This window comes from Kitasatospora sp. NPDC047058 (assembly GCF_040643935.1).
In the GTDB taxonomy this organism is placed as follows: Bacteria; Actinomycetota; Actinomycetes; order Streptomycetales; family Streptomycetaceae; genus Kitasatospora.
Genome location: NZ_JBEYVJ010000057.1, coordinates 1 through 19,387 on the forward strand (window position 1 = coordinate 1; position 19,387 = coordinate 19,387).

Here is a 19,387-nt window from a genome sequence, read left to right on the forward strand (position 1 = left end):
GCTGCCGCCCGCGCCGCGCGAACCCCAGGCCGGGCCGCGCGAACCCCAGGCCGGGCCGCGGGACTGTCTGGCCGCGCCCACCACCGTCTACCTCGGCGAGGCCGCCGAGGCCGGCCGGGAGCTCACCACCGACTTCGAGATGATGATCGTCCGGGCCCGGGTGGACATCGCCGAACGGCTCGGACTGCGGCCCGGCGAGGCGATCGTGGTCCGCCGTCAGCTGCGGATGCTGGACCGGGAGCCGTACTCGATCGAGGAGAGCCACTACCGGGCCGGCCTCGCCGCCGGCACCCCGCTGATGGAGCCGGACCAGATCGACGGCGGGGACGAGGCCGTGCTCGCCGCGCTCGGCCGCACCGAGGTCGGCGCCGTCGACCACCTGGTGGCCCGGATGCCCGGCCCCGAGGAGGCGCAGTGGTTCCAGGGCGGCCCCGGGGTGCCGCTGATGGTCCAGACCCGGGTGACGTACGACCGGCGCGGGCCGGTCCGGGTCATCGAGACCCGCTACTCCGCCGACCGCAGCCGGCTGGTCTACGGCGTCGGCGACCTCGCCGCGCGGGCCCAGCTGCCCGCGCCCGCCGCGCCCGTCGACCCGGCCCGGGCCGACGCGCCGTGACGCGCCGGCCCCGGGCCGCGGGCACCGCCGTGTGTGCCGTGCCGCCGGGCCGGTCAGCCCGCCAGGGCCTTCTTGACCTGGAGCAGGCTCGGGTTGGTCATCACGACCCGCTCGCCGCCGCCCTCCGGCGTCACCAGCACCGTCGGCACCGTCTGGTTGCCGTTGTTCACCGACTCGACGAAGGACGCCGACGCCGGGTCCTCCTCGATGTTGACCTCGGTGTAGCCGATGCCCTCCCGGTCCAGCTGGCTCTTGAGGCGGTTGCAGTAGCCGCACCAGGTCGTGCTGTACATCGTGACGCTGCCGGACATCGGGGGGACTCCTTCGGGAAGAGGGGCGTGCGGTCTCGGGGGAGAACGCGTGCCGTGCACCGGTCATTCCGCGGGACCGGTCGGTCCGCGGGCGCCCGGAGCGGGGACGGCCCCGCACGCCCGGCCGCGCGCCGATCATCCTGCGATCACACCGGGCCTGTGGACAACTCCGCCCGGATTGTCGGCCCGGGCTGAGAGGATGGAACGCATGCAGGAAGACCTTCTGAGCGGCAGCCCGTTCGACTTCGGCGGCGCCGGGCCCGCCACCGGCCCCGACGCGGTGCTCGCCGGGCTCGACCCCGAGCAGCGGGCCGTCGCCACCGCCCTGCACGGGCCCGTCTGCGTCCTCGCCGGCGCCGGCACGGGCAAGACGCGCGCCATCACCCACCGGATCGCCTACGGCGTGCGCAGCGGCGTCTACCAGCCCGCCCAGGTCCTCGCCGTCACCTTCACCGCGCGCGCCGCCGGGGAGATGCGCGGCCGGCTGCGCCAGCTCGGCGCCGAGGGCGTCCAGGCCCGCACCTTCCACGCCGCCGCGCTGCGCCAGCTCCAGTACTTCTGGCCGCGCGCCGTCGGCGGACCGGTGCCCCAGCTGCTGGAGCGCAAGGTCCAGCTGGTCGCCGAGTCCGCCGGGCGCTGCGGCCTGCGGGTCCAGCGCACCGAGCTGCGCGACCTCACCGCCGAGATCGAGTGGGCCAAGGTCACCCAGCTCGGGCCCGACGACTACCCCGCCGCCGTCCAGAAGTCCGGCCGCGAGGCCCCGCGCGACCCGGCCGAGACCGCCCAGGTCTACCGGGTCTACGAGGAGGCGAAGAGCCGCCGCGGCGTCATCGACTTCGAGGACGTCCTGCTGCTCACCGCCGCCATCCTGGAGGACCGGCCGGACATCGCCGACCAGGTCCGCTCCCAGTACCGGCACTTCACCGTCGACGAGTACCAGGACGTCTCGCCGCTCCAGCAGCGGCTGCTCGACCAGTGGACCGGGGCCGGCGGCGGCGCCAGCCTCTGCGTGGTCGGCGACGCCAGCCAGACCATCTACTCGTTCACCGGCGCCACCCCCGACTACCTGCTGAACTTCCGCACCCGGCACCCGGAGGCGACGGTGGTCAAGCTGGTCCGCGACTACCGCTCCACGCCGCAGGTCGTCCACCTCGCCAACGGGCTGCTCGCCCAGGCCCGCGGCGAGGCCGCCCGGCACCGGCTCGAGCTGGTCTCCCAGCGCGAGGCCGGGCCCGAGCCGGTCTACACCGAGTACGAGGACGAGCCCACCGAGGCCGAGACGACGGCCCGCCGGATCCAGGAGCTGCTCGCCTCCGGCGTCCGGGCCAGCGAGGTCGCCGTGCTGTTCCGCACCAACGGCCAGTCCGAGGTCTACGAGCAGGCGCTCGCCGACCTCGGCGTCTCCTACCAGCTCAAGGGCGCCGAGCGGTTCTTCGAGCGGCCCGAGGTGCGCGACGCCGGGGTGCTGCTGCGCGGCGCCGCCCGGGCCGGCTCCGACCCGCTCACCGACGGCGCCCCCGGCCTGGCCGCGCAGGTCCGCGCGGTGCTCGCCACCCGCGGCTTCACCCCCGAGCCGCCGGCCGGCTCCGGCGCGGTGCGCGAGCGCTGGGAGTCGCTGGCCGCGCTGGTCCGGCTCGCCGAGGAGTTCGAGCGCACCCGCGCCGCCGCCGGGGAGCCCGCCGACCTCGCCGCGTACGTCGCCGAGCTGGACGCCCGCGCCGCCGCCCAGCACGCCCCGGCCGTCGAGGGCGTCACGCTGGCCTCCCTGCACGCCGCCAAGGGCCTGGAGTGGGACGCCGTCTTCCTGGTCGGCCTCACCGAGGGCACCATGCCGATCATCTACGCCAAGACGGACGAGCAGATCGAGGAGGAGCGCCGGCTGCTGTACGTCGGCGTCACCCGCGCCCGCAAGCACCTCTCGCTCTCCTGGGCGCTCTCCCGCTCCCCGGGCGGCCGCGCGAGCCGCAAGCCCACCCGCTTCCTGGACGGCCTGCGGCCGGGCTCCGGCATGCCCGGCGCGCGCGCCGGGGGCCGGGGCGGACGCGGCGGCGTCGAGCCGGGCGAGCGCTCCGCCGGGCGCAGGGTGCGCGGGCCGGTCAAGTGCCGGGTCTGCGAGCGGGTGCTCACCGAGGCGGTCGAGCGCAAGCTCCGCCGCTGCGAGAGCTGCCCCTCCTCGATGGACGAGGCGCTGTACGAGCGGCTGCGCGAGTGGCGGGCCGCCCAGGCCCGGAAGCAGGGCGCGCCGGCCTACGTGGTCTTCACCGACGCGACGCTGATGGCGATCGCCGAGGACGTCCCCGCGACGCGGCAGGAGCTGGCGGTGATCTCGGGGGTCGGCGCGATGAAGCTGGACAAGTACGGGGCCGCCGTGCTCTCGTTGTGTGCGGGGGAGGAGCCCGAGGAGGATCCGGCCGACGTCGAGGACGGCGGTCCGGGCGAACCGGCCTGAGCCGGTCCGGGGCAGAGGTGGCAGGCGCTTCGAGGCGCCTCGGAACTCGTCGGGGAACTCGCCGGAAAAATAGTTTGCGCGCCGTACCAGGAGCGCAATAGCCTGCCGGAGCGGTCAAGGGGACGAGATCGCACGGGGTCACGCCTGTGGCGTGTTCTCCTGCGCCCGAAAGCTTGATCCGCAACACCAGCTTCACCAGCACCACCGAGACAGACATCCGAACAGGTTCGGAGCCGGGGAGACCGGGCTCCGCGAGACGCCGAGAGGAGGCGAAGACAGTGGAAACCACCATGATCACCAAAATGACTGGCCAGACCGTTGTCGCTGCCTCCCTGCGCGCCGCCCGCCTGCGGGCTCTCGCCGCCGTTGGCGGAACCGGTCTGGGTCTCGACGCCACCGGTGTCACCGTCGTCCCCGCTTCCCTGGGCTCCGCTGTCAGTGGTCTTGGACACACTGATCTGTGCAGCACGGGCGTCCAGGGCGGCAATGGCAGCGAAGGCGCCAATGTCGAGGCCGGTCTGTCCCGTGACTGGGCACCGGTGGGCACGTCGCGCTCCCTGCGCGATGAGCGACCGACCCAGGCACCGAAGGCGGCCGTAGCCGCCGCCATGCATGGCGGCTATGCGCAGGTCATCGGTGCCGGAAACGCCCAGAAGCAGAACGAGCAGCAGATTAACCAGGCCATGGCCGTCTTCAAGGACGAGGCCAAGGCCGTCCGGATGCGGGCCTTCCGCGGGCCTGAACCCTGGAGAGAACGAACCTGAGGAAGACTCAGGTCGGCCACCTCCAGGGCCGCGGAACCCCGTCACCACCGGGATCCGCGGCCCTTCTGTTTTGTCCGGTACGCAAGACCACCCAGGCCCTCCGGGGCCTCCGGCCCAGCCCCACCAGTCAGCTGAGCCGGACCCACTGAGAAGACGAGGAAGACGCCCACAGTGTCCACGGTCATCACGCCGCCCATCCCGTCCGTACCGACGACAAGCCAGAACACCCAGGCCGACCAGGCCGACCCTCCGGAGGTATCCCAGATGCAGCTCACCTCGATCGACCAGGCCGAGGCGCTCGGTCTCCCCATCCCGTGCCGCGCCTTCGACCCGGAGGTCTTCTTCGCCGAGACGCCCGCCGACGTCGAGTACGCGAAGTCCCTCTGCGGCACCTGCCCGGTCAAGGACGCCTGTCTGACCGGTGCGCTGGAGCGGCGTGAGCCGTGGGGCGTCTGGGGTGGCGAGCTCTTCGTCCAGGGCGTCGTCGTGGCCCGCAAGCGGCCGCGTGGCCGTCCGCGCAAGACCGAGGTCGCGGCGTGAACCCCGCGCCCGGAGCCGAGGCCGTCCGCCGGGGAGAGCAGCCCCCGCTGGACAGCGCCCTCCGCCGCTCCGTGCGTATCGCCGCCGCCAAGGCTGACGCAGCCCGCACCGTCCACTTCCCCACGTCGCACCACGAGCAGGACCACCACATGACCGCCGCCGCCATCGATCAGACCGTCCGCGCCGACCAGGCCACCGAACTCCAGATCCAGAACAGGACCCTCGAAATGCAACTCCTCCACGAATCCCTGGCCCGGGCCCATATGCAAGAGCGCCTCCAGGAGGCCGAGCACGAACGGCTCGTCACCCGGGTCGTCCGGGCCAAGCGGCTCAAGCAGAAGGCCGAGCGGGCCTCGCTGCGGGCCCGCAAGGCCCTCGCCGTCGCGCTGATGTAGGCGCCGGCCCCCGCCGCAACACCAAGCAGCAACACCCCCGTCGTGCCGCAGGCCGCCCCCCGAACCGGGGAGCGGCCTGCGGCCGTAGGCGGGCGGTCCGTCAGCGCAGGCCGGCCGGCCCGGGCTCCTCCGCCCGTACGGGCTGCTCCGCGAACTCCGGGAGCCAGCGCAGCATCTCGTCCCGGAACGGCGCGTTCGCACCCAGCTGGCAGAGCACCCCGATGGTGCTCAGGGTGACCCGGTGGATCAGCAGGTACGCGGGCGGCAGGTTCAACTGCTTGCCCAGGTTGTACGCGGGCGAGCGCGGATCGGCGATCCGGGCGGCCTGGGCCCGCATCCAGGCCCGGGTGAAGTGGAAGGTGTCCACGGTGGCCGGCTCGATGATCGGGAGCAGGTAGTCCAGCACCGCGTCCGGGTCCAGCTCGATCGAGGGCTTGACGAAGCCCTCCTCGCGCAGCATCTCCAGCACGCCCGCCGCGTCGCCGGCCAGCGCCATCCGCAGCGAGGCCCCGATCGGTGCGGGCAGTCCGCCCGGCAACCGGTCGACGGTGCCGAAGTCGAGCACGCCGAGCCGCCAGCCCTCGGCCGGCCCGTCGTCCTTCAGCAGCCGGAAGTTGCCCGGGTGCGGGTCGGCGTGCAGCAGACCGGTCCGGGAGGGGCCCGCGAACAGGAACCGCGCCAGCAGGTGGCCGGCCCGGTCGCGCTCCTCCTGGGTGCCGTCCGAGATCACCTCGGCCAGCGGGGTGCCGTCCATCCACTCGGTGACCAGCACCTGGTCCGCCTGCGCCACCACGCCGGGCACCACGATGTCCGGGTCACCGGCGAACTCCTCGGCGTGCCGGCGCTGGGCCTGCGCCTCCAGCTCGTAGTCCAGCTCCTCGGAGACCCGCTCGCGCAGCTCGGTGATCAGCGGCTTGATGTCGAGGCCGGGGATGAGCGGGCCGACCAGCCAGGCCACCCGGCTCAGCTGCGAGAGGTCCGCCAGCAGCGCGTCGCCCGCGCCCGGGTACTGGACCTTGACCGCGACCTCGCGGCCGTCGTGCCAGACCGCCCGGTGCACCTGGCCGATCGACGCGGCGGCGGCCGGCCGGTCGTCGAACTCCCGGAACAGCTTGCGCCAGCCCTTGCCCAGCCGCTCGGCGAGCGCCGCGTGCACCTTGGCCGCGGGCATCGGGGGAGCGGCGTCCTGGAGCTTGGTGAGCGCCGCCCGGTAGGGCCCGGCGACCTCCTCCGGCAGCGCGGCCTCGAAGACGGACAGCACCTGCCCGAACTTCATCGCCCCGCCCTTGAGTTCGCCCAGGACCTTGAACAGCTGGTCGGCGGTGGCCTGCTGCAGCTCGGCCGTCACCACATCGGCCGACCGCCCCCCGATCCGCTTGCCCAGCCCTAGGGTGGCCCGGCCCGCGATCCCCAGCGGAAGGGCGGCGAGTCGTGCCGTGCGGGTCACTGCCTTGCGCGGAAGATCGCTCACCCGGGTCTCCAATTCCCACGCCCCCGGCACCCCGCCGTCGGGGGCCGGTCGTCATGACGCCATTGTGCCCGCTCACCGCCCCGGCCCCGGCCGCATTTCCGGAGCCGTCGGGGAGGGGTGTCGGGGGAGGGGTGTCGGGGGAGCCGGCGCCGGACCCGCCGGGGGACGCGGCGGAGGCCGTCGCCGGGGCCGGGCGGTCCGTCGGCCGGGGGCGGCGACGGTCTCGGGCGGGGCCTCGGCCGGCATCGGCGGCTCCTCCGTGTCGTGACGGCTCGGAGCCTTGATCGTTCCTCCGGGAGGTGGTTCGCTCGACGCCCCGGACTGTGATCCGGATCACAGGAAAAGGGGCGGGCGGGGGCGATGAGTTCCGGGTGCCGCGCCGGTCTGTACTGCCGTAAGCCCGGAGCGAGAGAGAAGCGAGCACCCCATGCGCATCGTGATCAGCGAGTTCATCAGCCTGGACGGCGTCGTGCAGGCGCCCGGCGGCCCCCGGGAGGACACCGACGGCGGGTTCGCCCACGGCGGCTGGACCCACCCGTTCTTCGACCCGGAGGTGATGGGCGGCGCCATCGGCGAGGCGATGGCCGGCACCGAGGCGCTGCTGTTCGGCCGCCGCACCTGGCAGACGATGGCGGCGGCGTGGCCCGAGCGGGCCGGCGACCCCTTCGCCGACCAGATGAACGCCATCCGCAAGTACGTGGTGACCGGAACGCTCGCCGACTCGGAGCTGACCTGGAACAACACCACCCGCATCCCCGGCGGCGAGGCCGTGGCCCGCATCCGCGAGCTGCGGGCGGCCGAGGGCGGCGACCTGTCGCTCATGGGCAGCCCCACCCTCGCGCGCACCCTGATCGCCGAGGGCCTGGTCGACGAGCTCTGCCTCATGATCATGCCGGTCATGCTCGGCGGCGGAAAGACGATCTTCCCGGAGGACGGCGGGCTCCGCACCCTGGAGCTCGTCTCCACGGTCACCAGCAAGACCGGCGTCAACATCTGCACCTACCGCCCGGCGGCCACCGCCTGACCCGGCCGCACGCAGGGCGGGCGCGCCGGCCGGGATCCGGTGCTCCCTCACCCCGGTGGCACCGGCTGCCAGAGGCACCCGCAGTCCGGGTGCCCCCGCAGCCGGAGCCGCCGGGTCATGCCGTCCGAGGCCGAGACCTCGCACCACCCGTCCGTGCTGGGCGGCCGCTCGCCGTCCAGGTGGAGCTGGGCGTGGAGGGCCGCCAGGCCGGCGACCGCCGTGGCCAGGGCGGTGTCGCAGGCCGGGGTGCGGGCCCGGCCGGGGCCCTCGTCGGCGATCTGGGCGAGCAGCCGGGGCCAGGCCGCGTCCTCGTCCTCCCGCGCCAGCACCAGGCAGTGGCCGCAGGCCGAGACGCCCGGCACCACCAGCGGCCCGACCACGCCGAGCTCCTCGACCACACCGACGTACAGGTGGGGAACGCCTCCGCGGAGCAACTGCCGGGCCGCGTACGTGCCGCCGGCGAAGGCGCCGCTGCCGTCCCGGGGCGCCAGCACCACCAGGTCGGGCGGCCGCCGGTCCGGGGCGCTGCGCGAGCGCGGCACCGGGCGCCGCCCGCAGGCGCGGTGGACGGCTTCACGGGCGGCGGTGACGCGCAGCCGCCCGATGTCGGATGCGGGCAGCCCGGCGGGGGAGCAGTCCCCGGGCGTGACCCGGCCGCCGTCCGCCACGGTGACGGTGCCCGTGCCGCCCGCGGCGAGCACGGCGGCGACCGCCGCCCCGATGCGGCCGGCGCCCCGGACCTCGACCCGCTGCCCGGCCCGCCGGGCGAGGACGGCGGGCGCGGCGCCGGGGCCGGAGTGGACCAGGGAGAGCGAGGCGAGGTCGGGTTCGAGCAGGTCGCGGTGCGGCTGCGGGAAGCGGGCGAGCGCGCCGCGGGTGGCGTCGGCGTCGTCGAGCAGCCCGGTCCGCTCCAACCGGTCGAGCAGTGCCTCGGCCGGCTCGCGGCCGAGGCCGGCCCGCTCGCCGGCCGCCAGCAGCGCGGGGCGGTCGCGCGTGCCGTCGATCAGTCCGAGGAAGTCGCGCAGGGGCCGGTCCACGTGGTCGAGCACTCCGGCGAAGCGCTGGACGGTGCCGAACTGCAGGGTCTCGGAGTCCCGCCAGCTGCGGGAGAGGGCGGGCTTCAGCAGGAGGCGCACGGCGGATTTCCTTCCGATCGATTCCGGACGGCCGACGGCAGCATGCCCGATCGGCGCAGCACCGTGCGCTGCGTTGTCCACAGGCGCGGCCTCATGATCAGATGATCTGTTCGTATGCCCTGTGGATAACCCGCCGTCCGGCCCGAGGTCGGATTCCGGACACCCGGTGTCGGCCTTTCGTTCCCGATCACTCCACGAAAGATTTCGGCCACGGCAGCGGACTTCTGTCCGGGGTAGCGGGTAACGTCGTGTGCCATGGCAGCCGAACGGGACTCCCATCCCCCGGCGTCGCGTCGGCGTGCCCGTGCAGCGTCAGGGTCGCAGGTGGCGGCGCCGAGCACGCGCGGGCGCCCGGATCAGCGGCCGGCTCCCGAGGAGGCGCCGCAGCCCCCTGCGCGTGCGGAGAACCCCGCGTCCGGTCACGGCGAGAAGTCGCACCCCGACCGCTCCCGGGTCGAGGTCCGCCGCAGCGCCCGCCGCAGCCGTACGGTCTCCGCGTACCGCGAGGGCGACCGCACCATCGTGCTGATCCCGGCCCGGATGTCGCACGCCGAGGAGCAGCGCTGGGTCGCCCAGATGCTGGAGAAGCTGGCCGCCCAGGAGAGCAGGCGGGTGCTGGGCGACGACGCACTCGCCGCCCGGGCCCGTGAGCTGTCGGCCGCCTACCTGGACGAGCGGGCCCGGCCGGCCCAGGTCCGCTGGGTCACCAACCAGAACTCGCGCTGGGGCTCCTGCACCCCCAGCGAGCGGACGATCCGGCTCTCGCACCGCCTCCAGGGCATGCCCGAGTACGTCGTCGACTACGTGCTGCTGCACGAGCTGGCCCATCTGCTGGTGCCGGACCACGGCCCGGCGTTCTGGGCGCTGCTGGAGGCCTACCCCCGTACCGAGCGGGCCCGCGGCTACCTGGAGGGCGTGGTCTCGGCGGCCCGGCTGCCGCACATCCCCGGCGCCCGGCACGCGGGCGGGCCGGCGGAGCCCGACCCGGCCGGCTCCTGCGGCTGAGCCGCCGCCCGGCACCGGAACGGCACGACCGGACACGACGAAGGGGGCGCGGACCACCAGGTCCGCGCCCCCTCCTCATGCCGTCACACCGAATGCCGTCACACCGAATGCCGGGACACCGACGGCCGTCACACCGACTCCGGCCTCAGCCGGTCAGCTCCCGGGCCCGCGCCACCAGGTCGCGCACCGAGTGGTCGGTCAGCTCGGGCAGGCGGTCGTAGTCGAACCAGCGCAGGTCCAGCGACTCCTCGCTGATCAGCGCCTGCGCGCCGGGCGGGGCCACCGCGATGTACTGGACGTCGAGGTGGGTGTTCTCCGGCCGGTCCTTGCCCGTGCAGCGGACCTGGTGCCGGTCCAGCTTGGCGGGCACCGGCAGGCCGCCGACGGTGAACAGGGCGAGGTCCGGGATGCCGGACTCCTCGGTGGCCTCGCGCAGCGCGGCGGCGGCCAGGTCGCGGTCGCCCGGCTCGCAGTGGCCGCCCATCTGCAGCCACATGCCCACCTTGGGGTGCAGGGTGAGCAGCACCCGCCCGGCCGCCGGGTCGACGACGGCCGCGCTGGCGGTGATGTGGGCGGGCAGGCAGGACCGGAACAGGCCCTCGGGCTGCTCGGCCAGGTGCTCCAGGTAGTCGCGCCGCAGCCGCTCCTGCTCCGGCTCGGCGGGCTGCCAGCGGCTCAGGGTGCGGACCGCGTCCGCGTGCAGGGCGGACGCGCCCGTCTCGGTGAGCGTCATGCGGTGGGCTCGCCCTTCCCGTCCTCGTCGTCCTTCTTCTTCAGGTCGGGCCCGGACCCGCCCGCGGCCGCCTCGCCGAGCAGCTTGTCGAGCGCGTCGAAGTCGAAGCCGCCCTCCAGGTCGCCGGCGGTGTCCCGGTGCACGAAGGCGTCCGGGTCGTCCAGGTCGGCGGCGGTGGGGAGCATGTCGGGGTGCTGCCAGAGGTCGTCGCGGCCCCCGGTGCCCCGGGCGTCGGCGAGCAGGGCCCAGAGCCGGGCGGCGTCGCGCAGCCGGCGCGGGCGCAGCTCCAGGCCGACCAGGGTGGCGAAGGTCTGCTCGGCGGGCCCGCCGGCCGCGCGGCGGCGGCGGACGGTCTCGCGCAGGGCGCCCGCCTGCGGCAGGTGCGGTTCGGCGGCGGCGTGCACGACGGCGTCGACCCAGCCCTCGACCAGTGCGAGCGCGGTCTCCAGCCGGGCCAGCGCGGCCTTCTGCTCGGGGGTGTCCTCGGGCTGGAGCAGGCCGCCGGCCAGCGCCTCCTGGAGCGCCTCCGGGTTGCCCGGGTCGAGCTGGCCGACCAGCTCCTCCATCCGGGAGGTGTCGACCTTGATGCCGCGCGCGTAGGCCTCGACGGCGCCGAACAGGTGGGCGCGCAGCCACGGCACGTGGGCGAAGAGCCGCTGGTGAGCGGCCTCGCGCAGGGCGAGGTAGAGCCGGACCTCGTCGGCGGGCACGTTCAGGCCCTCGCCGAACTCGGCGATGTTCTGCGGCAGCAGCGCGGCCTTGCCGGCCGGGGCGAGCGGCAGGCCGACGTCGGTGGAGCCGACGACCTCGGCGGCGAGCGCGCCGAGCGCCTGGCCGATCTGGGTGCCGAACATGGCGCCGCCCATCGAGCGCATCATGCCCATCAGCGGGCCGGCCATGGCCTGCATCTCCTCGGGCAGGACGCCGCCCATGGCGTTGCCGACCCGCTCGGCGACCGGGTCGACCAGGTCCTTCCAGACCGGGAGGGTGGCCTCGATCCACTCGGCCCGGCTCCAGGCGACGGCGGTGCCGGCGCCGGAGGGGAACTCGGTGACGCCGTCCAGCCAGAGGTCGGCGAGCCGGACGGCCTCGGCGACGGCCGAGCGCTCGGCGGCGCCGACCGAGCGGTCCTTGCTCTTGCCCTCGGCGGGTTCGGCGACCACGGTCTGGCGGGCGATGTCCTTGGCGAGGTCCCAGTTCACCGGGCCGCCCTCGAAGGAGAGCATCTGCCCGAGCTGCTGGAAGGCGGCGCCGAGGTCGTTCGGGTTGAGGCCGCCGAACATCGCGGCGAAGGGGTTGTCGGCCCCGCCGGGTGCCCCCGGGCCGCCGGGCGTGCCGGGGCCGCCGGGCATCCCCATGCCGAACAGCGCGCCGAGCGGGTTGCCGCCGAAGCCGAAGGGCTGCGGGCCGCTCTGCTCCTTCTTCTGCTCGTCGCCGGGCTTGCCCTCGGCGTCCTCGGGCTTGGCCTTGCCGTCCTCGGGCTCCTCTGGCGGAACGCCGAATCCGAAGGGAAGGTCGCTCACGGGGTCCTCGATCCGGTCGGCCGTCATGCGGGTGGTGGCGGGAAAGTCTGCCCGTCCGGGGCGGTCGGCGGAGTGGGGGACTCGCGGCCGGTGGGCGGCTCCCGCGCGGCTGGCCCGCGCCGGGTGCACCGCCGGGCCTTCGCCTCGGGCAGGATGGACGTACGTGACACACGTACGTACGCACATAAGCTAACCGTGGAGGATGGCCGGTGAGTTCCCCGCCTTCGGACGTTCGCTCTGGGCTGACCGGAGGAGAGGACGCCCCGGACATCGCGGCGTCGCCGCCTCCAGCCTACGGCGGCAGGCCGCTGACCGTGGCCGTCACTGGCGCCGCGGGCGTGCTCGGTGAGCGGGTCGCGGCCCGCCTGGTGGCCTCGCCCGGGGTGAAGAAGGTCCTCGCGGTGGACGACCGCCGCGGCGAGGTGCCGGGCGTGCAGTGGCGCGTCCTGGACGTCCGGGACCCGGCGGTGGCCGAGCGGCTGGCCGGGGTGGACGTGGTGGTGCACCTGGCGATGGACCTCGGCATGGAGTCCGACCCGCGCGCCCGCAGCGCCTACAACGTGCGCGGCGCGCAGACCGTGCTGACCGCGGCCGCGGCGGCCGGCGTGCACCGGGTGGTGCTCTGCACCTCGGCGATGGTCTACGGCGCGCTGGCCGACAACGAGGTGCCGCTGGCGGAGGACTCCGAGCTGCGGGCCACCGAGGAGGCCTCGCTGGTCGGGGACCTGCTGGAGATCGAGCGGCTGGCCCGGCGGGCCCCGCGCGCCCACCCGGGGCTGCAGGTGACGGTGCTGCGCCCGGCCGTGGTGGTCGGGCCGGGCGTCGACACCGTGCTGACCCGGCACTTCGAGGCGCCCCGGCTGCTGGTGGTGGCCGGCTCCCGGCCGTGCTGGCAGTTCTGCCACGTGGACGACCTGGCGGCGGCGCTGGAGTACGCGGCGCTGGGCCTGGTCGAGGGCGAGGTGACGGTCGGCTGCGACGGCTGGCTGGAGCAGGAGGACGTGGAGCGGCTGTCGGGGATCCGGCGGATGGAGCTGCCGGCCTCGCTGGCGCTGGGCACCGCGGCCCGGCTGCACCGGCTGGGCCTGACCCCGGCCCCGGCCGGGGACCTCGCCTACACGATGTACCCGTGGGTGGTCTCCGGCAGCCGGCTGCACGAGGCGGGCTGGCGGCCCGCGTACAGCAACGAGCAGGTGCTGGCGGAGCTGCTGGCGCAGGTGTCCGGCAAGCATGCGGTGGCCGGCCGGCGGCTGGGCGGCAAGGAGGCCGCGACGAGCCTGGGCGCGGCCGGTGCGACGGTGGCGCTGGTCGGTACGGCGGCGCTGGTCCGGCGGGCCCGCAAGCGGCGCCGGTTCTGAGGCGCTCCTAAGGGGGCAGCCCGGGACGCGGCCCCGGCCGGAGGGGAGGGCCGGGGCCGCTTTCTCACGATGCGAAATTCCGCAATCGTGATACGGAAGCCCCTGCCGGAAACCGTCCGGGATGGGCAATCATTGGGGTCATGTCCGAGAACCACCACCCCATCCGCCTGCTCGCCATCCGCGACACCCCGCTCTCGCTCGACGAGGTGTACGAGGCGGTCGGCGACGACGCGGCCGGCGGTACGACCGTCTTCGTCGGGACGGTCCGTGACCACGACGGCGGCAAGTCCGTCTCCGCGCTGGAGTACAGCTGCCACCCCACCGCCGAGCAGGAGATGCGCCGGATCGCCGAGAAGGTCGTCGCGGACTTCCCGGTCCGCGCGCTCGCGGCCGTCCACCGGATCGGCCGGCTGGAGATCACCGACAAGGCCGTGATCGTCGCGGTCTCCTGCGCCCACCGCGGGGAGGCCTTCGCCGCCGCCCGCCGGCTGATCGACGACCTCAAGCACGAGGTGCCGATCTGGAAGCACCAGGTCTTCTCCGACGGCGAGGAGGAGTGGGTCGGCGCGGGCAACTGCTGACCTGCTACAACACTGCTGACACGCAGGCGCGCCGGGCCCTCACTCGAACGGGTGTGGGCCGGTGCGCCGAATACTCCCTGGCAGTGAGCCGATCGGCCCTCCCGTAACCCGGACGGCGCCACCTGCGTTGTCCGCCAGGGTGGTTAATCTGCTCATAGACACGACGAGCTGGGAGTACTGACATGGCTGTGCTCGCCTGGTTGATCATTCCGGTTGTCGCCGCTCTGCTCGCGACCGTGTGGGCCGGCTGGGCCCAGCGGGCGCCGAAGGCCACGGGGGACCCCGCCTCACTCGCCGAACACCGGCGCTTCATGGACGCGATGGAACGCACCACCGCCGGTGCCGGACCGCGCGAGGGCTCCGGCCGGTAGCCCGGGCGGCACGCCGTGGGCCTCGTCCCGTACTGTCGAGGCATGCCACGCCGCTCTGCGACGATGCTCGCCGCCACCCTGCTGCTCATAGCGCTGCTCTGCGTCTCGGTGCTGATGAAGGTGCCGTACACGGAGATGAGCCCGGGGCCGACGTACAACACGCTCGGCGTGCAGGGGAAGGCGGGCACGCCGGTGATCACCATCACCGGCCACGAGTCGTACCCCACCAGCGGGCACCTCAACATGACGACCGTCCAGGTCACCGGCGCCCGGTACGAGCCGAGCCTGGTGAACGCGGTGCTCGGCTGGCTCCGGGGCGACGTCCTGGTGGTGCCGCACGACAACGTGTACCCGCAGGGGCAGAGCGACGCGGACGCCAAGAAGCAGAACGCCGAGGAGTTCACCCTCTCCGAGGACCACGCGCGGACGGCGGCGCTCACCCAGCTCGGCATCCCGATCGGCAGCGAGCTGATCGTCCAGTCGGTCACCGCCGGCGCCCCGGCGGAGGGCCGGTTGCACGCCGGCGACCGGGTCGTCGCGGTGGACGGCACCCCGGTCACCGACGCGGACGGGGTCGCCAAGGCGGTCACCCGGCACCAGCCCGGCGAGTCGGTGGTCTTCACCGTGGTGCCGATGGCCAAGGACGCCGGCGGCAAGGCCGACCCGACGGCGGCCAGGACCGACATCACCGTCCCGACCGTGAAGTCCCCGGACACCGGTTCGGCGATGGTCGGCATCCGGCCCGGGGTCCGGCACACCTACCCGTTCCAGATCGACATCGGCCTGCAGGACGTCGGCGGGCCGAGCGCCGGGCTGATGTTCTCGCTCGGCATCATCGACAAGCTCACCCCCGACGACCTCACCGGCGGTAAGTTCGTCGCGGGCACCGGCACCATCGACGACGCCGGCAAGGTCGGCCCGATCGGCGGGATCTCGATGAAGCTGATCGCCGCCCGCGACGCCGGCGCCGAGTACTTCTTCACCCCGGCCGCCAACTGCGCCGAGGCGCGCAAGGACACCCCTTCCGGGCTGACCCTGGTCAAGGCCGAGACGCTGGACGGCGCGCTGAAGTCGCTGGAGCAGATCCGCTCCGGGCAGACCTCCGCGCTGCCGTCCTGCGCCAAGTAGCCGCAGACAGTCTCAGGAGAAGGTCGCCAGCAGCGCGGCGGTGAGGCCCGGGACCAGGTCGGGGCCGGTCAGCACCTCGCGCGCGGAGTCCTTGGAGCGCAGCCGCAGTGCGATCTCCTTCTTGCCGTCGCGCAGCACGGCGGCGGTGATCCGCACCTCCTCGCGCTTGGGGTGGTTGGCCACCCAGTCGGCGAGCTGGGCGTCGCTCGCGTTGCGCGGGCGGGACTGCTCGGCGCCCGGCGGCAGCATCAGCCGCTCGACCACCAGGGCGCAGCCGGCCACCGCGTCGGGCCAGGCGATGGTGCCGAGGAACTTGTCCAGCTCCATGCCGGCCGGCAGCTCGTCCTGCTCGACCGGGGTGAGGCCGGCCTCGTCTTCATCGCTGAGGCCGAGCTGCCGGGCGACCCGCGGGTCGGCCTTGCGCAGTGCGGCGCTGTCCACCAGGGCGAACAGTCGGGCCGGGAGGTCCCAGCCGAGGGTGGCGGCGTACTCGTCGATCTCCAGGGCGGCCCGGGTCAGCGGGGTCGCGGCCGGGAGCTTGGAGACGTCGTCGGGGGAATTGGAGACATCGGACATGCCTCAATCCTCACACGCCGGGGGTCCCGGGCGGCGCCCCGGCGGCGGCGGGCCGTGTCCGCGGGGCCGGGGCGGGCGGGAGTAACCGTCTGCTAACGGTGGGAACTCGGCCGAAGCCTGGTTTAGTTGCACTGACGACCGACCGACTCCAGACGACACAGCCGAGGTGCCACCGTGGTGTTCCAGATGCCCGAACGCTCAGAGCCGGGTTTCCGGCGGAGGGTGGGCCCGCCCTCCCGGCGCGCGCGGGTGGCGCTGCTGACCCTGGGCGTGCTCGCGGTGCTGTTCCTGCTGTTCGTCATGTTCGCCGGGTTCTGGACGGACTGGCTCTGGTTCAAGTCGGTCCACTACTCCTCGGTGTTCACCACCCAGCTGTGGACGAAGGTCGGCCTGTTCGCGGTCTTCGGCCTTGCGATGGCGGTGGTCGTCGGCCTCAACGTCTGGCTGGCGCACCGGCTGCGGCCGCCGCTGTCGGCGATGTCGGTCGAGCAGCAGAGCCTGGACCGCTACCGGGCCGGGCTGGCGCCGTTCAAGCGCTGGGCGCTGATCGGGATCTCGCTGGTGATCGGCCTGGTGGCCGGCGCGGCGGCGTCGGGCCAGTGGCGGACCTGGCTGCTGTGGACCAACGGGACGCCGTTCGGCGTCAAGGACGCGCAGTTCGGCATGGACGTCTCCTTCTACGCCTTCGAGCTGCCGTTCTACGAGTTCCTGCTGGGCTTCGCGTTCAGCGCGGTGATCGTCTCGCTGCTGACCTCGGTGCTGGTCCACTACCTGTACGGGGGCCTGCGGCTGCAGGGCCCGGGCCGCCGGGCCAGTGCCGGCGCGCAGGGCCACCTGGCGGTGCTGCTCGGCGTGTTCGTGCTGCTCAAGGCGGCGGCCTACTGGCTGGACCGGTACGCGCTGGCGGTGAAGACCGGCTCGTACAAGGGCGTCAGCGGCTGGACCGGGCTGCGCTACGTGGACGCCAACGCGTTCCTGCCGGCCAAGACCATCCTGTTCTTCGTCGCGATCATCTGCGCCGTGCTGTTCTTCCTGACCCCGGTCCGCCGCACCTGGGCCCCGGCCCTGATCGGCCTCGGGCTGATGGTGCTGTCGGCGGTGCTGATCGGCGGGGTGTACCCGGCCATCGTGCAGCAGTTCCAGGTCAAGCCGAACGAGCAGGCCAAGGAGACGCCGTACATCCAGAAGAACATCGACGCGACGCGCAAGGCGTACGGGATCGCGGACAGCCAGGTCACCTCGTACAGCCCGGCGAACGCGACCAACGCGGACGCGCTGAAGCCGGACGCGCAGACCATCACGGACATCCGGCTGCTGGACCCGAACGTGGTCGGCCCGACCTTCCAGCAGAACGAGGCGCTGCGGAAGTACTACGCCTTCCCGAAGTCGCTGGACGTGGACCGCTACGGCGCCCAGGACACCGTGCTGGGCGTGCGTGAGCTGGACCTCAACGGCATCCAGCGGAACTGGATCAACGACCACTTCAACTACACCCACGGCTACGGCGTGATCGCGGCCAAGGGCAACCAGGTGGACGGCAACGGCAACCCGGTCTACACCGAGTCCGCGCTGCCCACCAAGGGCGCGTTCGGCCCGTACCAGCAGCGGGTCTACTACGGCGAGAAGACCACCACCTACTCGATCGTCGGCGGCGGCTACCAGGACATCGACTACACCGCCGAGGACGGCGCCCCGGTGCACTCCACCTACGACGGGGACAGCGGCGTCGGGCTGGGCAACCCGCTCACCCGGGCCGCGTACGCGGTGAAGTTCAAGGAGCCGCAGATCCTCTACTCCAGCGCGATCAAGGACGGCGCGAAGATCATCTACGACCGCACCCCCAAGGAGCGGGTGGAGAAGGTCGCGCCGTGGCTGTCGATCGACGCCGACCCGTACCCGGTGGTGCAGGCGGGCCCGAACGGCCGGCCGGGCAAGGTGGTCTGGGTGCTGGACGGCTACACCACATCGGACGGCTACCCGTTCTCGTCCAAGACGACGCTGGGCGACGTCACCAAGGACTCGCTGACCAACCAGCGCGGTGAGCTGCTGACCGCCGCCAACCAGGTCAACTACATCCGCAACTCGGTCAAGGCCACCGTGGACGCGTACACCGGCGAGGTGACGCTCTACCAGTGGGACGAGAACGACCCGGTGCTGAAGACCTGGATGAAGGCGTTCCCGGACACCGTCAAGGCGAAGGCCGAGATCCCGGACACGCTGATGCCGCACCTGCGGTACCCGCAGGACATGTTCAAGGTGCAGCGCGACCTGCTCGCCGAGTACCACATGACCGACGCCGGAGGCTTCTTCAACGGCACCGACATCTGGCAGGTGCCGGCGGACCCGACCACCAACACCAACGAGGTCCAGCCGCCGTACTACCTGACGGTCCGGATGCCCGAGGCGAACGCCGCGAGCTTCTCGCTGACCACGTCGTTCACGCCGAGCGGGCGCGACAACCTGGCCGCCTTCATGTCGGTCAGCGCCGACCCGGGCCCGGACTACGGGAGGATCCGGATCGCCAAGATGGAGACCGACTCCCGGGCGCTCGGCGCGAAGCAGGTGCAGGCGAAGTTCAACTCGGACCCGCTGGTGGCCAACCAGCTCACCCTGCTGAAGACCGGCACCGACTCCGACATCGAGTACGGCAACCTGCTGACCCTGCCGGTCGGCGGCGGCCTGCTCAACGTCGAGCCGGTCTACCTGATCGCGCGCGGCGCCAAGGTGCCGGTGCTGAAGAAGGTGCTGGCCACCTACGGCAACGAGAACGCGGTGGTCGCGGTCGAGGACAACCTGGAGAAGGCCCTGGCCAAGGTCCTCGGCGGCGCGGTGGCCGGCGCACCGGTCACGCCGACGGCGCCCGGCACCGGCCAGACCACCCCGACCACGCCCACGACGCCGACCACGCCCACGCCCGCGAACCCGGCCACCCCGGCGCCGGGCGGCACCGTCACGCCCGAGCTGCAGAAGGCGATCGCGGACGTGCTGAAGGCGCAGAACGACGTCGACAACGCGGCCAGGGCGGGCGACTGGGTGGCCCTCGGCCAGGCGCAGAAGGCCCAGAGCGAGGCGGTCAAGGCACTGGCCGCGGCCCAGCAGAAGGCCGGCCTCGCGCCGGCGGCCACCCCGGCGCCGGCGGGCACGCCGGCCGCCTCACCCACCGCCGCACCGACGGGGTCGCCCACCGCGAGCCCCTGAGCAGCGTGAACGGATTCCTGTTCCACCCCGCACCCGTGCTATGGTTGGTTCACCGACGCGGGGTGGAGCAGCTCGGTAGCTCGCTGGGCTCATAACCCAGAGGTCGCAGGTTCAAATCCTGTCCCCGCTACTCAGTAGCCCAGAGGCCCGGAGGATCATCCTCCGGGCCTCTGGCGTTTTCTCCCGGGGGTTCGTGGGTCCGCTCCGG

At 73.5% G+C, this 19,387-nt stretch carries 18 protein-coding genes and 1 tRNA gene; 13 read left to right on the top strand and 6 right to left on the bottom strand.

Annotated features, from left to right (window positions below; all coding sequences use genetic code 11):
• The coding region (locus ABZ885_RS11850) for a GntR family transcriptional regulator (RefSeq protein WP_360186680.1) at positions 1-616 on the top strand (616 nt) is incomplete at its 5' end.
• A gap of 53 nt (positions 617-669) precedes the next feature.
• Here ABZ885_RS11850 and ABZ885_RS11855 read toward each other — a convergent pair.
• Positions 670-927, bottom strand: a complete 258-nt coding sequence (locus tag ABZ885_RS11855; RefSeq protein WP_360186682.1) for a mycoredoxin — start codon at positions 925-927, stop codon at positions 670-672.
• Between the two features lie 280 nt (positions 928-1,207).
• Between ABZ885_RS11855 and ABZ885_RS11860 the strand changes: the two genes are divergently transcribed.
• The 4 genes from ABZ885_RS11860 to ABZ885_RS11875 all read left to right on the top strand — a co-directional run bounded on the left by ABZ885_RS11860 (position 1,208) and on the right by ABZ885_RS11875 (position 5,075).
• Entirely contained in the window at positions 1,208-3,376 is a 2,169-nt protein-coding gene (locus ABZ885_RS11860; protein ID WP_360186735.1) for an ATP-dependent DNA helicase UvrD2, read from the top strand.
• A 278-nt stretch (positions 3,377-3,654) separates the two neighbouring features.
• Positions 3,655-4,140: a hypothetical protein gene (locus tag ABZ885_RS11865; RefSeq protein ID WP_360186684.1), complete on the top strand. Its 486-nt coding sequence runs from the start codon at positions 3,655-3,657 to the stop codon at positions 4,138-4,140.
• A gap of 171 nt (positions 4,141-4,311) precedes the next feature.
• Positions 4,312-4,680, top strand: a complete 369-nt coding sequence (locus ABZ885_RS11870) for a WhiB family transcriptional regulator (protein WP_360186686.1) — start codon at positions 4,312-4,314, stop codon at positions 4,678-4,680.
• Entirely contained in the window at positions 4,677-5,075 is a 399-nt protein-coding gene (locus ABZ885_RS11875; protein ID WP_360186688.1) for a hypothetical protein, read from the top strand. Before ABZ885_RS11870 ends, ABZ885_RS11875 begins: the two co-directional genes overlap by 4 nt.
• Before the next feature lie 100 nt (positions 5,076-5,175).
• On the opposite strand, the gene ABZ885_RS11880 is transcribed toward ABZ885_RS11875, so the two are convergent.
• A complete protein-coding gene (locus ABZ885_RS11880; RefSeq protein WP_360186690.1) occupies positions 5,176-6,546 on the bottom strand; it encodes an AarF/ABC1/UbiB kinase family protein in 1,371 nt (456 codons plus the stop codon).
• Positions 6,547-6,973: 427 nt separating this feature from the next.
• Between ABZ885_RS11880 and ABZ885_RS11885 the strand changes: the two genes are divergently transcribed.
• Entirely contained in the window at positions 6,974-7,570 is a 597-nt protein-coding gene (locus tag ABZ885_RS11885) for a dihydrofolate reductase family protein (protein ID WP_360186692.1), read from the top strand.
• A 47-nt stretch (positions 7,571-7,617) separates the two neighbouring features.
• Here ABZ885_RS11885 and ABZ885_RS11890 read toward each other — a convergent pair whose 3' ends face one another.
• On the bottom strand, positions 7,618-8,706 hold the full coding sequence (locus tag ABZ885_RS11890; protein WP_360186694.1) for a ThiF family adenylyltransferase: 1,089 nt from the start codon (positions 8,704-8,706) through the stop codon (positions 7,618-7,620).
• Between the two features lie 324 nt (positions 8,707-9,030).
• Here ABZ885_RS11890 and ABZ885_RS11895 point away from each other — a divergent pair, with 324 nt between their 5' ends.
• Positions 9,031-9,711: a M48 family metallopeptidase gene (locus tag ABZ885_RS11895; protein WP_360186696.1), complete on the top strand. Its 681-nt coding sequence runs from the start codon at positions 9,031-9,033 to the stop codon at positions 9,709-9,711.
• A 145-nt stretch (positions 9,712-9,856) separates the two neighbouring features.
• Here the strand turns inward: ABZ885_RS11895 and ABZ885_RS11900 are convergent, their stop codons facing one another.
• Positions 9,857-10,444: an NUDIX hydrolase gene (locus ABZ885_RS11900; protein ID WP_360186698.1), complete on the bottom strand. Its 588-nt coding sequence runs from the start codon at positions 10,442-10,444 to the stop codon at positions 9,857-9,859.
• On the bottom strand, positions 10,441-11,967 hold the full coding sequence (locus ABZ885_RS11905; RefSeq protein ID WP_360186700.1) for a zinc-dependent metalloprotease: 1,527 nt from the start codon (positions 11,965-11,967) through the stop codon (positions 10,441-10,443). The genes ABZ885_RS11900 and ABZ885_RS11905 overlap by 4 nt, the downstream gene beginning before the upstream one ends.
• A gap of 269 nt (positions 11,968-12,236) precedes the next feature.
• On the opposite strand from ABZ885_RS11905, the gene ABZ885_RS11910 reads away from it, so the two are divergent.
• The 4 genes from ABZ885_RS11910 to ABZ885_RS11925 all read left to right on the top strand — a co-directional run bounded on the left by ABZ885_RS11910 (position 12,237) and on the right by ABZ885_RS11925 (position 15,405).
• Positions 12,237-13,325 (top strand): NAD-dependent epimerase/dehydratase family protein, encoded by a 1,089-nt coding sequence (locus tag ABZ885_RS11910; protein WP_360186737.1) that lies wholly within the window; start codon positions 12,237-12,239, stop codon positions 13,323-13,325.
• 140 nt (positions 13,326-13,465) lie between these two features.
• Positions 13,466-13,906, top strand: a complete 441-nt coding sequence (locus ABZ885_RS11915) for a molybdenum cofactor biosynthesis protein MoaE (protein ID WP_360186702.1) — start codon at positions 13,466-13,468, stop codon at positions 13,904-13,906.
• Between the two features lie 182 nt (positions 13,907-14,088).
• Positions 14,089-14,277: a hypothetical protein gene (locus tag ABZ885_RS11920; RefSeq protein ID WP_360186704.1), complete on the top strand. Its 189-nt coding sequence runs from the start codon at positions 14,089-14,091 to the stop codon at positions 14,275-14,277.
• 42 nt (positions 14,278-14,319) lie between these two features.
• On the top strand, positions 14,320-15,405 hold the full coding sequence (locus tag ABZ885_RS11925; RefSeq protein WP_360186706.1) for a PDZ domain-containing protein: 1,086 nt from the start codon (positions 14,320-14,322) through the stop codon (positions 15,403-15,405).
• Between the two features lie 12 nt (positions 15,406-15,417).
• Here ABZ885_RS11925 and ABZ885_RS11930 read toward each other — a convergent pair whose 3' ends face one another.
• The gene (locus tag ABZ885_RS11930) at positions 15,418-15,981 is read right to left on the bottom strand and encodes a PPA1309 family protein (RefSeq protein ID WP_360186708.1); all 564 of its coding nucleotides are present in this window, start codon (positions 15,979-15,981) and stop codon (positions 15,418-15,420) included.
• Between the two features lie 186 nt (positions 15,982-16,167).
• Between ABZ885_RS11930 and ABZ885_RS11935 the strand changes: the two genes are divergently transcribed.
• On the top strand, positions 16,168-19,179 hold the full coding sequence (locus ABZ885_RS11935) for a UPF0182 family protein (protein WP_360186710.1): 3,012 nt from the start codon (positions 16,168-16,170) through the stop codon (positions 19,177-19,179).
• 56 nt (positions 19,180-19,235) lie between these two features.
• Positions 19,236-19,309: transfer RNA gene (locus ABZ885_RS11940), tRNA-Met, on the top strand.
• Positions 19,310-19,387 lie beyond the last annotated feature (78 nt).